At 58.6% G+C, this 12,942-nt stretch carries 11 protein-coding genes; 8 read left to right on the forward strand and 3 right to left on the reverse strand.

Going from position 1 to position 12,942, the window contains the following annotated elements; genetic code table 11:
• Nucleotides 1–217 precede the first annotated feature (217 nt).
• Complete coding sequence (locus LOY43_RS04190) at nt 218–1,819, reverse strand: ABC transporter substrate-binding protein (protein ID WP_095125388.1); 1,602 nt, start codon at nt 1,817–1,819, stop codon at nt 218–220.
• Between the two features lie 1,414 nt (nt 1,820–3,233).
• On the opposite strand from LOY43_RS04190, the gene LOY43_RS04195 reads away from it, so the two are divergent.
• Both LOY43_RS04195 and LOY43_RS04200 read left to right on the forward strand, forming a co-directional pair.
• Complete coding sequence (locus LOY43_RS04195) at nt 3,234–3,590, forward strand: DUF6124 family protein (RefSeq protein ID WP_095049738.1); 357 nt, start codon at nt 3,234–3,236, stop codon at nt 3,588–3,590.
• Nucleotides 3,591–3,932: 342 nt separating this feature from the next.
• On the forward strand, nt 3,933–4,094 hold the full coding sequence (locus tag LOY43_RS04200) for a hypothetical protein (RefSeq protein WP_176471283.1): 162 nt from the start codon (nt 3,933–3,935) through the stop codon (nt 4,092–4,094).
• 121 nt (nt 4,095–4,215) lie between these two features.
• Here LOY43_RS04200 and LOY43_RS04205 read toward each other — a convergent pair whose 3' ends face one another.
• Nucleotides 4,216–4,932 carry an SIMPL domain-containing protein gene (locus tag LOY43_RS04205; protein WP_258709249.1) on the reverse strand — a complete coding sequence of 239 codons (717 nt, stop codon included), beginning with the start codon at nt 4,930–4,932 and terminating at the stop codon, nt 4,216–4,218.
• A gap of 315 nt (nt 4,933–5,247) precedes the next feature.
• Between LOY43_RS04205 and LOY43_RS04210 the strand changes: the two genes are divergently transcribed.
• The 4 genes from LOY43_RS04210 (at nt 5,248) to LOY43_RS04225 (ending at nt 9,827) form a co-directional block, all read left to right on the forward strand.
• Nucleotides 5,248–6,510 (forward strand): ATP-binding protein, encoded by a 1,263-nt coding sequence (locus LOY43_RS04210; RefSeq protein ID WP_038357512.1) that lies wholly within the window; start codon nt 5,248–5,250, stop codon nt 6,508–6,510.
• Complete coding sequence (locus LOY43_RS04215) at nt 6,503–7,063, forward strand: response regulator transcription factor (protein ID WP_003221630.1); 561 nt, start codon at nt 6,503–6,505, stop codon at nt 7,061–7,063. Before LOY43_RS04210 ends, LOY43_RS04215 begins: the two co-directional genes overlap by 8 nt.
• A gap of 96 nt (nt 7,064–7,159) precedes the next feature.
• Nucleotides 7,160–8,887, forward strand: a complete 1,728-nt coding sequence (locus tag LOY43_RS04220) for an ABC transporter ATP-binding protein/permease (RefSeq protein ID WP_095125389.1) — start codon at nt 7,160–7,162, stop codon at nt 8,885–8,887.
• A gap of 190 nt (nt 8,888–9,077) precedes the next feature.
• Nucleotides 9,078–9,827 (forward strand): FadR/GntR family transcriptional regulator, encoded by a 750-nt coding sequence (locus LOY43_RS04225; RefSeq protein WP_175559635.1) that lies wholly within the window; start codon nt 9,078–9,080, stop codon nt 9,825–9,827.
• Nucleotides 9,828–9,831: 4 nt separating this feature from the next.
• Here LOY43_RS04225 and LOY43_RS04230 read toward each other — a convergent pair whose 3' ends face one another.
• The gene (locus tag LOY43_RS04230) at nt 9,832–10,212 is read right to left on the reverse strand and encodes a hypothetical protein (protein ID WP_095049740.1); all 381 of its coding nucleotides are present in this window, start codon (nt 10,210–10,212) and stop codon (nt 9,832–9,834) included.
• 296 nt (nt 10,213–10,508) lie between these two features.
• On the opposite strand from LOY43_RS04230, the gene kdgD reads away from it, so the two are divergent.
• Entirely contained in the window at nt 10,509–11,420 is a 912-nt protein-coding gene (gene kdgD / locus LOY43_RS04235) for a 5-dehydro-4-deoxyglucarate dehydratase (protein ID WP_093435890.1), read from the forward strand.
• A gap of 75 nt (nt 11,421–11,495) precedes the next feature.
• On the forward strand, nt 11,496–12,941 hold the full coding sequence (locus LOY43_RS04240; RefSeq protein WP_093435896.1) for an aldehyde dehydrogenase family protein: 1,446 nt from the start codon (nt 11,496–11,498) through the stop codon (nt 12,939–12,941).
• Nucleotide 12,942 lies beyond the last annotated feature (1 nt).

The following is a 12,942-nucleotide window of genomic DNA, read 5'->3' on the forward strand; positions in this document are numbered from 1 at the left end:
ACCTCGTGAGTCGTGCCTGCGGATACTTATGCAGGGGCCATACCCATTGCAAGATCCAGAACGACTGCTGGCCTCAAAGCGTGGCACGAACGTACCTTAATGTCGCATCTGTATAACTTCTGACGCATTTGACCGTTTGCGGGTGGTTTTTACGGTGCAAATGAAGCCCCAAAACGGTGCGCTGGTCACGTTGTGCGCGCCGCCTTGGGGCTTGGTGTTACTTATTTATACCCACGCCATAGAAGGGGGTTAGACCGAACGGGCTGATCCGGAAGTCAGTGACTTCCTTGCGCAGCGGCTGGAACACCGTGGAGTTGGCAATCGGTGTGATCGGCACCTGCTGTTTGAGGATCAGTTGCGCCTGTTGATACAGTTTTACCCGTTGATCTTTGTCGGTGGACAACTTGGCCTGTTGCACCAGTTTGTCGTAGGCCGGATCGCACCATTTGGCGTAGTTGCTGCCTTTTACCGCCGCGCAGCTGTAGAGCACGCCCAGCCAGTTGTCCGGGTCACCGTTGTCACCTGTCCAGCCATAGATCATGGCGTCGTGTTCGCCATTTTTTGCGCGTTTGATGTACTCGCCCCATTCGTAGCTGACGATGTTGGCCTTGATGCCGATTTTCTCCCAATCCTGCTGGATCATCTGCGCCGACATCCGCGCATTCGGGTTTGAGGCGCGTTGCACTGTCATCGCCCAAAGGTTGATGGTTGTACCCGGCGCAACCCCTGCTTCTTTCAGTAGCACCCGTGCTTTTGCCGGGTCGTAGGGAGCGTCCTTGATGTTCGGGTCATACGACCATTGCGCCGGCGGCAAGGCGTTTTGGGCCAGCTGGCCGGCGCTTTGGTAGACGGCTTTGATGATTGCCGGTTTGTCGATGGCCATGTCCAGCGCCTGTCGCACCTTGAGCTGGTCGAGTGGCGCGTGGGTGGTGTTGTAGGCGAGGAAACCGAGGTTGAAACCGGCCTGTTTGAGCACGCGCAGATTCGGGTCTTTTTCCATCACTTCGATATCGGCCGGGCGTGGGTAGCCGCTGACCTGGCATTCGCCGGCCTTGAGTTTTTGCAGGCGCACGGCGGCGTCCGGGGTGATCGAGAAAATCAGGTTGTCGATCTTCACGTCTTCGGGTTTCCAGTAGGCCGTGTTGGCGGCGTAGCGGATTTGCGAGTCCTTTTGGTAGCGCTTGAACACGAACGGGCCGGTGCCGATCGGTTTCTGGTTGAGGTCGGCGGCTTTGCCTTCCTTCAACAGTTGCGCGGCGTATTCGGCAGATTGCACCGAGGCGAAGCTCATGGCGAGGTTTTGCACGAAGGCGGCGTCGACGTTGTTGAGGTTGAAGCGCACGGTTTGCTCGTCGATTTTTTCTACCGATTTGATTGTGGTGTTGAGGCCCATGTCGGTGAAGTACGGGGACTCGGCGGGGTAGGCCTTGCGGAAGGCGTTATCCGGGTCGAGCAGGCGCTGGAAGGTGAAGAGGACGTCGTCGGCGTTGAAGTCGCGGGTGGGTTTGAAGTAGTCGGTGGTGTGGAATTTTACGTTTTGGCGCAGGTGGAAGGTGTATTGCAGGCCGTCGCTGGAGACGTCCCATTTTGTCGCCAGGCCGGGTTCGATGTCGGTGCCGCCGCGTTTGAATTGGGTGAGGCGGTTGAAGACGGTTTCGGCGGAGGCGTCGAAGTCGGTGCCGCTGGTGTATTGGCTGGGGTCGAAGCCGGCGGGGCTGGCTTCGGAGCAGTAGACCAGGGTTGTGGCGGCGTTGGCGATTGGGGCTATGGCGGTTAGTGCGAGGGAGATCAAGAGCGGTTTTAGGGTGGATCTTGGCATGGGGTCCCCGGGGAATCGGCGGTGGTAATCGTGGAAGAGTAGCTGGGGCGGGGGTGTTGGCGGAAATATCGTTTTTCCTGTTGAAGTGTCTATCTCGGTATATCTAGCGCTTGTGTGTATATCCGTTGGTGCGGTAACGGCGGCTTAGGGTTTCGCCCTTACGGCGACTCACTTTTTTTCAAACGCCAAAAAAAGTAAGCAAAAAACGCTTGCTCCTACGTGCGGCCCGCTCGCTGGGGCTCGGGGTCCCTTCGCTGCGGGAACGATCCGGGCGCAGCGTCTCCGGTTTGCTTCGCTGCACCTACTCCCGCTGTGTTTGGCTTCGCCAAACGGTCGCTGCGCTCCCACGCCCGGATCAATCCCTCCGCTCAGCCTTCCGACGTCGCCCGTGGATCAAGATCAAAAGCAGGCGAGCTGACACTCGGCCTAGTGAGTGGTGAAGAGCGGGTGTTCGGCTTTGGTTTTTTGGTGGATTCGCCCCTCACCCCAGCCCTCTCCCGGAGGGAGAGGGGGCCGATTTGTGTGTTTTTCAAAGCCTCAGTTCGACGCGGTATCGCACGTCGGCGTAGTTCTCCCAAACAACTCGGTCAGTCCCCTCTCCCTCCGGGAGAGGGCTAGGGTGAGGGGCTTTTGATCTGTTTCAGAATCTGAGTTCAACACGGCAATCGCACGTCGGCGTAACTCTCCCAAACAACACGGTCAGTCCCCTCTCCCTCTGTGAGAGGGCTAGGGTGAGGGGCTTTTGATCTGTTGCAGAATCTGAGTTCAACACGGCAATCGCACGTCGGCGTAACTCTCCCAAACAACACGGTCAGTCCCCTCACCCTATGGGAGAAGGCTAGGGTGAGGGGCTTTTGATCTGTTTCAGAATCTGAGTTCAACACGGCAATCGCACGTCGGCGTAACTCTCCCAAACAACACGGTCAGTCCCCTCACCCTATGGGAGAAGGCTAGGGTGAGGGGCTTTTGATCTGTTTCAGAATCTGAGTTCAACACGGCAATCGCACGTCGGCGTAACTCTCCCAAACAACACGGTCAGTCCCCTCTCCCTCTGGGAGAGGGCTAGGGTGAGGGTTGGCTTTTGGCTGTTTAAATCTGATGCAAATAACCAGAACCTTCCCACAAGGTTTTCAGGTTGTCCGTCGGACGTGCGCTCTTTAGGCTCTGGGTGTCGCTGAAGACTCAGCGATCGGGAGGTGAGATTCCCGGTTATTGAATTTGGAAACCTGCACAAGCCCCTCCATAATCGCCGCCAGCTCATGCTGTCAGTAGTTTTTATGGCGGCTATGTACGGGCGGACTTTTGTCCGGCCGGGTTGGTTTCCTTACCGGTAATCTCACTCCGTACATAGTTGCCACCTCATTTCTCGAGTGAGATCGGAAATGAATGGCGTCAGTTCATAAGGAAATTTTCCATGGATAAATTGATACCTGACCCACCCCTCGATACCCCACTCGAAGACGCCATCCGCGCCGAAGACCAGATCAAAACCCGCGAAGCCATCAAACGCGCCCTGGATTTCTACCTCAGCCCCGACCCGGTCAAACCCCGGCAGCCCAGCACGATGTTCCTGATCCAGCCGAACATCGACACCGAAAGCCTGCTGACGCATGCCTGTGAGTCACTGGCGTCGGCGAACACGTTAACCGGTAACTTTGCCGATCAACTGGGTCGGCCCGAGCGTAATACGGCGTTGGCGATTCAGCAGATCATTATGCTGGCCGAGTTGGCGGTGAATCGGGCGCTGGATCGGGTTGATCCGCAGACCTGAGACCGCTTTATCGTTCTTCGCGAGCAGGCTCGCTCCCACAGGTGGAACGCGTTCCCCTTGTAGGAGCGAGCGTGCTCGCTATGGAGCCGGTTCATTCACCAGAAATTCCAGGTACAAGAATGGTGATTGTCACCAGTAACGGCCCGGTTTTTTGGTTTCATAAGCAGATGAATGCTTGACTCAATGGCTTATTTCAATTCGATATGAAGTTCACCGAAAACCTGTAATTTATGACAGTAGATAATCTTTCCAATGCGCCTGAGTATTTCTTCAAGCCGAGTACGTTCCGCTACTGCAAGGAGCGACTTAGAGGCTTGAACGAAAACACATAAGGACTTGACCATGAGTTATCCGATTATTACTGACTACAAAGCCTTCAAGATTTACGAATATGAATGGGGCGCCTCCCGCTTTCAAGTTTGTTATAAGGACGGAACCCCTTATTCACAGTTATGCGCTACGAGGGAAGATGCACAGCGCATCGTCGATGCGATTGGGACTTAAACCTCTAGAACAGTAGAAGGCTTGTCTGACCTATCAACGTTGTCGCCTGCTTTGCGGGGGTTGTAGGGTGGAACCGGCGACCATGCTCTGATCGCCGGTTTTTCATTCAGCGCAGATCAAATCACTGCATCAACACTTCAATCGAGCCATCTGCCGTCATGCTCACCTGGCTGGTGCCCGCTTCAACTTCCGGTGTCACCGGCGCCGAATCCATCGCCGCCGCTTTCATCATCATCGGTGCGCGCAGGTACGGCTGCGGATAACCGTTGCTGTTGAGGTTCAGGTTGACGATTTTGTAGCCCTTGCCGCCCAGTGCGTCGGTGGCCAGTTGGGCGCGGGCCTTGAAGGCGGTCACTGCTTCTTTGAGCAACTGGTCTTCACTGGATTTGCGGGTCGGGTCGGCGATGGCGAAGTCCATGCCGCCCATTTTCAGGTCGCCCAGCAGTTCGCCGGTGAGTTTGGACAGGGCGGCGAAGTCGGCGCTTTCCAGGCGCAGTTCGGCGCGTTCACGCCAGCCGGTGATCTTCTGGCCTTTGGTGTCGTAGATCGGGTAGCTGTTGCGGCTGCCTTGGCGCAAGGTGATGTCTTTGACTTGCTTGGCCTGGGCCATGGCCTTGTTCATGGTGGTGCTGACGTCGGCGGCGAGTTTGGCCGGGTCGGTGTTTTGTTCTTCGGTGTAGAGGGTGACGATCATCAGGTCGCGGGCCACTTCCGTGCTGACTTCGGCGCGCAGGGAAATCTGGTTGTAGTGCAGCTCATCGGCGGCCAGGGCCGGAAGGCTGGCGATGCTGCCGACGGTCAGGGCGAGAAGGGCGGCGCTGCGGCGAAATGTGTGCATGAAAGCTCCTTGATGAGGGCGCAGGTGATGGTTCGGGGGCCTGCGTGAAACCATCAGACTCTAGCTTTTATGATCCGGTTCGCCCAGTTACAACTTCTATACAGATGGCCGGGGCTGCTGCGCAGCCCTTCGCGAGCAGGTTCGCTCCCACAGGGGAATGCATTTCAAAGGTGGGAGCGAGCCTGCTCGCGAAGGCGTCCTTATAGCCGCCGAAGATGTTTCCGCCATGTGGTCGTTTGCCGCACTTTCGCCTCTCAAGGCCGCGCGTTGGTTATACTCCGTGCGATCCGCCTGGAGCGCTCATCAGGAGAGCTCATGCTCGCCCCCGTACAACTGACTTCCGCCACTCGCCAGAACCTCTGGCGGCTGACTTTCATCCGCACCCTGGTGCTCGCCGCGCAGGCTGGCTCCGTAGGCCTGGCCTACTGGCTGCAATTGTTGCCGTTGCCGTGGGTGCAACTGGCGATGACCCTTGGCTGCTCGACGCTGCTCTGCGTGTTCACTGCCGTGCGTTTGCGCACTTCGTGGCCGGTGACCGAACTCGAATATGCGCTGCAACTGGCCTGTGATCTGGTGATCCACAGTGCGCTGCTGTATTTCTCCGGCGGTTCGACCAATCCGTTTGTTTCCTACTACCTGGTGCCGCTGACCATCGCCGCCGTGACGCTGCCATGGCGCTATTCGGTGATCCTGTCCGGCATCGCGCTGGCGCTGTACACCGTGATGCTGACGCGTTTCTATCCGCTGGAAACCTTGCCGGTCGCCCGTGAAAACCTGCAGATCTACGGCATGTGGCTGAGCTTTGCGCTGGCCGCTGCGGTGATCACCTTCTTCGCCGCGCGCATGGCTGAGGAGCTGCGCCGTCAGGAAGAGTTACGGGCGATCCGTCGTGAAGAAGGTCTGCGCGATCAGCAATTGCTCGCCGTCGCCACCCAGGCCGCTGGCGCTGCCCATGAACTGGGCACGCCGCTGGCGACCATGAGCGTGTTGCTCAAGGAAATGCAGCAGGACCATCCCGACCCGATGCTGCAGGACGATCTGAAGGTGCTGCAGGATCAGGTCAAACTCTGCAAGGAGACCTTGCAACAACTGGTGCGGGCCGCCGAAGCCAACCGGCGTCTGGCTGTCGAGATGCAGGACGTCACTGACTGGCTCGACGAAGCGCTGAACCGCTGGCATCTGATGCGTCCGGAGGCCAGTTATCGCTTCCACCGCCTCGGCCAAGGCACTGTGCCGCGCATGGCGCCGCCGCCGGACCTGACTCAGGCGCTGTTGAATCTGCTCAACAACGCCGCCGACGCCTGCCCGGAAAACCTCAAGGTGACCCTGGACTGGGACGCGGAAACCGTGACCATCAGCATTCGTGACCACGGCGCCGGTGTGCCGCTGGCCATCGCCGAGCAAATCGGCAAACCGTTTTTTACCACCAAGGGCAAAGGTTTCGGCCTGGGCCTGTTTTTGAGCAAGGCCAGCGTGACACGCGCCGGCGGCTCAGTGAAACTCTATAGTCATGAGGAAGGCGGCACGCTCACCGAGCTGCGCCTGCCCCACGGCGCCCGAGGAGACCAACATGAGTGACGAAATCCAAGTCGAAGGCGAAGAACTGCCGCATTTGCTGCTGGTCGACGACGACGCAACGTTCACCCGAGTAATGGCCCGTGCCATGGCTCGTCGTGGCTTTCGCGTCAGCACTGCCGGCTCGGCCGAAGAAGGCCTGACCATCGCCCAGGCAGACCTGCCTGATTATGCCGCGCTCGACTTGAAAATGGACGGCGACTCCGGCCTGGTGCTGCTGCCCAAACTGCTGGAGCTGGACCCGGAAATGCGCGTGGTGATCCTCACCGGTTACTCGAGCATTGCCACCGCCGTCGAGGCTATCAAGCGCGGCGCCTGCAACTATCTGTGCAAACCGGCCGACGCCGACGATGTGCTGGCTGCGTTGCTCTCCGAGCACGCCGACCTCGACAGTCTGGTGCCGGAAAACCCGATGTCGGTCGATCGCCTGCAGTGGGAACACATCCAGCGTGTACTCACCGAACACGAAGGCAACATCTCCGCCACTGCCCGCGCCCTGGGCATGCACCGCCGCACCCTGCAGCGCAAACTGCAGAAGCGCCCGGTTCGTCGCTGAACCTGCGCTGAACGACTATCGCCAGCCCTCGCGATAAAACGCACCGATCATCTATGATCGGTGCGTGTCTGTTCTTTCCTATTTCGAGCCTTATCCATGAATCAGAACGCTGAATATTCCGCGGTCAACGATGCTGTGCGCGGGCAGTTTTTTCGCAAGGTTTGGGCGATGATCACGCCTTACTGGCGCAGCGAAGAGAAGGGCAAGGCCTGGACGCTGCTGATTGCCGTGATCGCGCTTACGCTGTTCAGCGTATGGATCGCGGTGTGGCTCAACAGTTGGTACAAGGATTTTTACAACGCCTTGCAGAAGAAGGACGAGGCGGCCTTCTGGCAGTTGATCCTGTATTTCTGCGGTATCGCGGCGGTGGCGATTCTCGGCTCCGTGTATCGCCAGTATCTGACGCAAATGCTGACCATCCGCTGGCGTGCCTGGCTCACCGAAAAGCATTTCACCCGGTGGCTGGAGCACAAGAACTACTACCAGCTGGAGCAGGGTGGCTATACCGATAACCCGGACCAGCGGATCTCCGAAGACCTTAATAAATTCACGGCCAACACACTGGCCCTTGGCTTGGGTCTGATCCGCACAGTCGTCAGTCTGGTGTCGTTCTCGATCATCCTGTGGGGCGTTTCCGGAAGCATTGAGGTGTTCGGTTTCACGGTTCCCGGTTACATGTTCTGGTGTGCATTGGTGTACGCGGTGATTGGTAGTTGGCTGACGCATTTGATTGGCAGGCGTCTGATCGGTTTGAACAACAACCAGCAACGTTTTGAAGCCGACCTGCGTTTCTCGATGGTGCGGGTTCGCGAGAATGCAGAGAGTATCGCCTTGTACAACGGCGAACCGAATGAAAACCGGCGCCTGAGTAACCGTTTCGGGCTGGTCTGGCACAATTTCTGGGACATCATGCGAGTGTCCAAGCGGCTGACGTTTTTTACCTCGGGTTATGAGCAGATCGCGATCATTTTTCCGTTCATGGTGGCTGCCCCACGGTACTTCAGCGGCAAAATCGAACTCGGTGAGCTGATGCAAATCAACTCGGCCTTCGGCAATGTGCAAGAGAACTTCAGCTGGTTCATCAGTGCTTATCAGGGACTGGCAGAGTGGCGCGCTACGTGTGACCGGTTGCTGAGTTTCCGCAATGCGATGAGCAACAACGAAGAACGCACCCCGGCCATCGATGTGCAGAATCAGGGCAGCGAATTGAAGGTGCACAACCTCGGTCTGGATCTGGCCGATGGTCGCCATCTGTTGACCAATGCCGATATGACTGTGGAACCCGGTGAGCGGGTGATGCTCAGCGGCCGTTCCGGCAGCGGCAAGTCGACGCTGCTGCGGGCGATGGGGCATTTGTGGCCGGCGGGGCACGGCAACATTCGTTTGCCGGCGGCGCGGTATCTGTTCCTGCCGCAGAAACCGTATCTGCCGATCGGCACTCTGCGCGAGGCGTTGAGTTACCCACAGCCGGGCGACAGTTACGCGCCGGAGCGTTATGCACAAGTGCTGGAAACCTGCCGCTTGCCGCATCTGATTGGGCGACTGGACGAGGCCAATCACTGGCAACGCATGCTCTCGCCGGGTGAGCAGCAACGACTGGCTTTCGCCCGTGCGTTGCTTTATGCACCGCAGTGGCTGTACATGGATGAGGCGACTTCGGCGATGGATGAAGAGGATGAAGCGACGCTGTATCAGGCGCTGATCGATCAGTTGCCGGGGCTGAGTATTGTCAGCGTTGGCCATCGCAGCAGCTTGAAACGCTTCCATCCACGGCACGTGCGGATCGACAGCGGCCATTTGGTTGAACAGACCGTGACCGCCTGATCACCGCTAACCCCCTGTAGGAGTGAGCCTGCTCGCGATAGCGTTGGGTCAGTCACATTGATGCTGAATGTGCGGACGTCATCGCGAGCAGGCTCACTCCTACATAAAGCGATGTAAACCGGAAAGTGATCGTACAACCCGCTTGAGCTATCATGCCCACAAGCCGAATTTTCGAGACAAGATGCACACCATGGAAAACCTGATCGACACCCCGCGTCTCCCGCGCAAGCGCCGCAGCCTGGCCCAGGAACTGGTGACGGTGCTGAGCGAGCAGATCCGCGATGGCCTGCTCAAGCGCGGTGACAAACTGCCTACCGAGTCGGCGATCATGGAAGCCCATGGCGTCAGCCGCACCGTGGTGCGCGAGGCGATCTCGCGTTTGCAGGCTGCAGGGCAAGTGGAAACCCGCCACGGCATCGGCACTTTCGTGCTCGACACGCCAAGCCCGAGTGGTTTCCGCATCGACCCGGCCACCGTCGTTACCCTGCGTGATGTTCTGGCGATTCTCGAATTGCGCATCAGCCTTGAAGTGGAATCTGCCGGCCTTGCCGCGCAACGTCGCAGCGCCGAGCAACTGGCGACCATGCGTGCCGCCCTTGATGCGCTCAACGAAAGCGCTGCCCATGCCAGTGATGCTGTTGCTTCGGACTTTGCCTTCCATCTGGAAATCGCGCTGTCCACCGGCAACCGTTACTTCACCGACATCATGACCCACCTGGGCACCAGCATCATTCCGCGTACGCGGCTGAATTCGGCACGACTGGCCCACGATGACCAACAGCACTACATGAGTCGCCTGAGCCGTGAGCACGAAGAAATCTACGACGCGATTGCCCGTCAGGATTCCGATGCGGCGCGTGCGGCGATGCGTCTGCACCTGACCAACAGCCGTGAAAGACTGCGCCAGGCTCATGAAGAGGCGCAGGCGCAGCGGGGTTAAGCCGTCAGGCCTCGATCCGCAACATCAACACCTGCGAAAACGGCTCCATACTCGACTCATCGACAAACTTGTAGCGCAATTCGACATCCGTGTTCAGGTACGGACGCAGTGCCTCTTTGGGGATCTGCAATTCGATCCCCATTAGTTTCTCCATCTCGTCTTCGGCATCGTCCCAGGTGCCGGTATCCACTTCTTCGCCTGCCCACAGGGGCGTTTCCGGGTCGTCGCCGAGAATCGGGTAAACGCTCCAGTTCGCCGGGAAGTCGCTGGAATCCGGGACGAGTGCGGTCAACACATCGGGCAGTGTCGATAGCTGAAGCGTGAGGATGTCGGAGGACGAAGCGGCGATTTGCGAAAGGGTCGGGGCAGCGTAATTCGTGGACATTTCGGTTTCCTTCGGTGGTCCGCCACGATCCTTCGTGGCAGTCGTCGCACCTTACCCGGCGTGGTAGCTGCGCTCAGTAAACGAATCTTGACCAGACATTTCTGCAATGTAGCCCAGTAAAAACGGGCCTTTACGCTGATTCGCCATTTGGCTTAAACACTTTTGTCCGACAAAAAAACACCCCCAACGATGAAATGCAGTTGACGGTTATCTTTTAAGTTGTACGATGACCTACAACTTCAGCGAAGGCTGAACGGACCAATCACAAAAAACGTTGCTACCAGGGTGTTCGAATAATGAATCCACAAGAACTGAAGTCCATCCTCTCTGCCGGCCTGCTGTCTTTCCCGGTGACCGATTTCAACGCGCAGGGTGATTTCAACCGCGCGGGCTACATCAAACGCCTGGAATGGCTGGCTCCGTATGGCGCTTCAGCCTTGTTCGCCGCCGGCGGCACCGGTGAGTTCTTCTCCCTGGCCGCCAGCGAATACTCGGAAATCATCAAGACTGCCGTCGACACCTGCGAAACCAGCGTGCCGATTCTGGCCGGCGTCGGCGGTTCGACTCGCCAGGCCATCGAATACGCTCAGGAAGCCGAGCGTCTGGGCGCCAAAGGCTTGTTGCTGCTGCCGCACTACTTGACCGAAGCCAGCCAGGACGGCGTTGCCGCTCACGTTGAAGCCGTGTGTAAATCGGTCAACATCGGCGTGGTCGTCTACAACCGCAACGTTTGCCGCCTCAACGCGCCGCTGCTGGAACGTCTGGCCGAGCGCTGCCCGAACCTGATCGGTTACAAGGATGGCTTGGGCGATATCGAGTTGATGGTGTCGATCCGTCGCCGCCTCGGTGATCGCTTCAGCTACTTGGGTGGTCTGCCGACCGCCGAAGTCTACGCCGCTGCCTACAAGGCGCTGGGCGTGCCGGTTTACTCCTCGGCGGTGTTCAACTTCATCCCGAAAACCGCGATGGACTTCTACCACGCGATCGCCCGTGAAGATCACGCCACTGTCGGTAAGATCATCGACGACTTCTTCCTGCCTTACCTCGACATCCGCAACCGCAAGGCCGGTTACGCCGTGAGCATCGTCAAGGCAGGCGCGAAAATCGCCGGTTATGACGCAGGCCCGGTGCGGGCGCCGCTGACCGATCTGACCGGCGAAGAGTACGAAATGCTCGCCGCGCTGATCGACAAGCAAGGTGCGCAGTAACACCCGATAAAAGCGAGGCCGCTGAGCAATCAGCGGCTTTTTGCGTGAAGGCTTTGAGATGTGAGGGCTGCCCCTGTGACAACTGCAAAACGCTACGACAACTACATCAACGGTGAATGGGTTGCCGGTGCCGACTACTCGGCCAACATCAACCCTTCGGAACTGAGCGACACCATCGGCGACTACGCCAAGGCTGATCTGACTCAGGTTCACGCCGCCATCGACGCCGCCCGCGCCGCGTTCCCGGCGTACTCGACTTCGGGCATTCAGGCCCGTCACGATTCGCTGGATAAAGTCGGCAGCGAAATTCTCGCCCGTCGCGAAGAGCTCGGCACCCTGCTGGCCCGGGAAGAGGGCAAGACCCTGCCCGAAGCCATCGGTGAAGTGACCCGCGCCGGCAACATCTTCAAATTCTTCGCCGGTGAATGCCTGCGCTTGTCCGGCGACTACGTGCCTTCGGTGCGTCCGGGCGTCAATGTAGAAGTGACTCGCGAAGCGCTGGGCGTGGTCGGTCTGATCACCCCGTGGAACTTCCCGATCGCGATTCCTGCGTGGAAAATCGCCCCGGCCCTGGCCTACGGCAACTGCGTGGTATTGAAACCCGCCGATCTGGTTCCGGGCTGCGCCTGGGCACTGGCGGAAATCATTTCCCGCGCAGGTTTCCCGGCTGGCGTGTTCAACCTGGTGATGGGCAGCGGTCGCGTGGTTGGCGATGCGTTGGTGCAGAGCCCGAAAGTCGACGGCATCAGCTTCACCGGTTCGGTGGGTGTGGGTCGTCAGATCGCGGTCAACTGCGTGTCGCGCCAGGCCAAGGTTCAGCTGGAAATGGGCGGCAAGAACCCGCAGATCATTCTCGATGACGCCGACCTCAAACAAGCGGTCGAGCTGTCGGTGCAGAGCGCGTTCTACTCCACCGGCCAGCGTTGCACCGCGTCGAGCCGCTTGATCGTGACTGCCGGGATCCACGACAAATTCGTCGAAGCCATGGCCGAGCGCATGAAGTCGATCAAGGTCGGCCACGCGCTGAAATCCGGCACTGATATCGGCCCAGTGGTTTCGCAAGCGCAGCTGGAACAGGACATGAAGTACATCGATATCGGCCAGTCCGAAGGTGCGCGTCTGGTCAGCGGCGGTGGCTTGGTGACCTGCGACACCGAAGGCTACTTCCTCGCGCCAACCCTGTTTGCCGACAGTGAAGCGTCGATGCGCATCAGCCGCGAAGAAATCTTTGGCCCGGTGGCCAACATTGTTCGCGTGGCCGATTACGACGCGGCGCTGGCGATGGCCAACGACACCGAGTTCGGTCTGTCGGCGGGTATTGCGACCACCTCGCTGAAGTACGCCAACCACTTCAAACGTCATTCGCAAGCCGGGATGGTGATGGTCAACCTGCCGACCGCTGGCGTCGATTACCACGTTCCGTTCGGCGGCCGTAAAGGTTCATCCTATGGATCACGTGAGCAAGGCCGCTATGCGCAAGAGTTCTACACGGTCGTGAAGACCAGCTACATCGGTTCCTGAT

This window comes from Pseudomonas sp. B21-041, assembly GCF_024748675.1.
GTDB classification, from domain to species: Bacteria; Pseudomonadota; Gammaproteobacteria; order Pseudomonadales; family Pseudomonadaceae; genus Aquipseudomonas; species Aquipseudomonas neuropathica.

What these genes read in the sequence shown, in the direction of transcription:
- LOY43_RS04190 (WP_095125388.1), bottom strand. Translation starts at nt 1,819, where the DNA reads ATGCCAAGATCCACCCTAAAACCGCTCTTGATCTCCCTCGCACTAACC.
- LOY43_RS04195 (WP_095049738.1), top strand. Translation starts at nt 3,234, where the DNA reads ATGGATAAATTGATACCTGACCCACCCCTCGATACCCCACTCGAAGAC.
- LOY43_RS04200 (WP_176471283.1), top strand. Translation starts at nt 3,933, where the DNA reads ATGAGTTATCCGATTATTACTGACTACAAAGCCTTCAAGATTTACGAA.
- LOY43_RS04205 (WP_258709249.1), bottom strand. Translation starts at nt 4,932, where the DNA reads ATGCACACATTTCGCCGCAGCGCCGCCCTTCTCGCCCTGACCGTCGGC.
- LOY43_RS04210 (WP_038357512.1), top strand. Translation starts at nt 5,248, where the DNA reads ATGCTCGCCCCCGTACAACTGACTTCCGCCACTCGCCAGAACCTCTGG.
- LOY43_RS04215 (WP_003221630.1), top strand. Translation starts at nt 6,503, where the DNA reads ATGAGTGACGAAATCCAAGTCGAAGGCGAAGAACTGCCGCATTTGCTG.
- LOY43_RS04220 (WP_095125389.1), top strand. Translation starts at nt 7,160, where the DNA reads ATGAATCAGAACGCTGAATATTCCGCGGTCAACGATGCTGTGCGCGGG.
- LOY43_RS04225 (WP_175559635.1), top strand. Translation starts at nt 9,078, where the DNA reads ATGGAAAACCTGATCGACACCCCGCGTCTCCCGCGCAAGCGCCGCAGC.
- LOY43_RS04230 (WP_095049740.1), bottom strand. Translation starts at nt 10,212, where the DNA reads ATGTCCACGAATTACGCTGCCCCGACCCTTTCGCAAATCGCCGCTTCG.
- kdgD (WP_093435890.1), top strand. Translation starts at nt 10,509, where the DNA reads ATGAATCCACAAGAACTGAAGTCCATCCTCTCTGCCGGCCTGCTGTCT.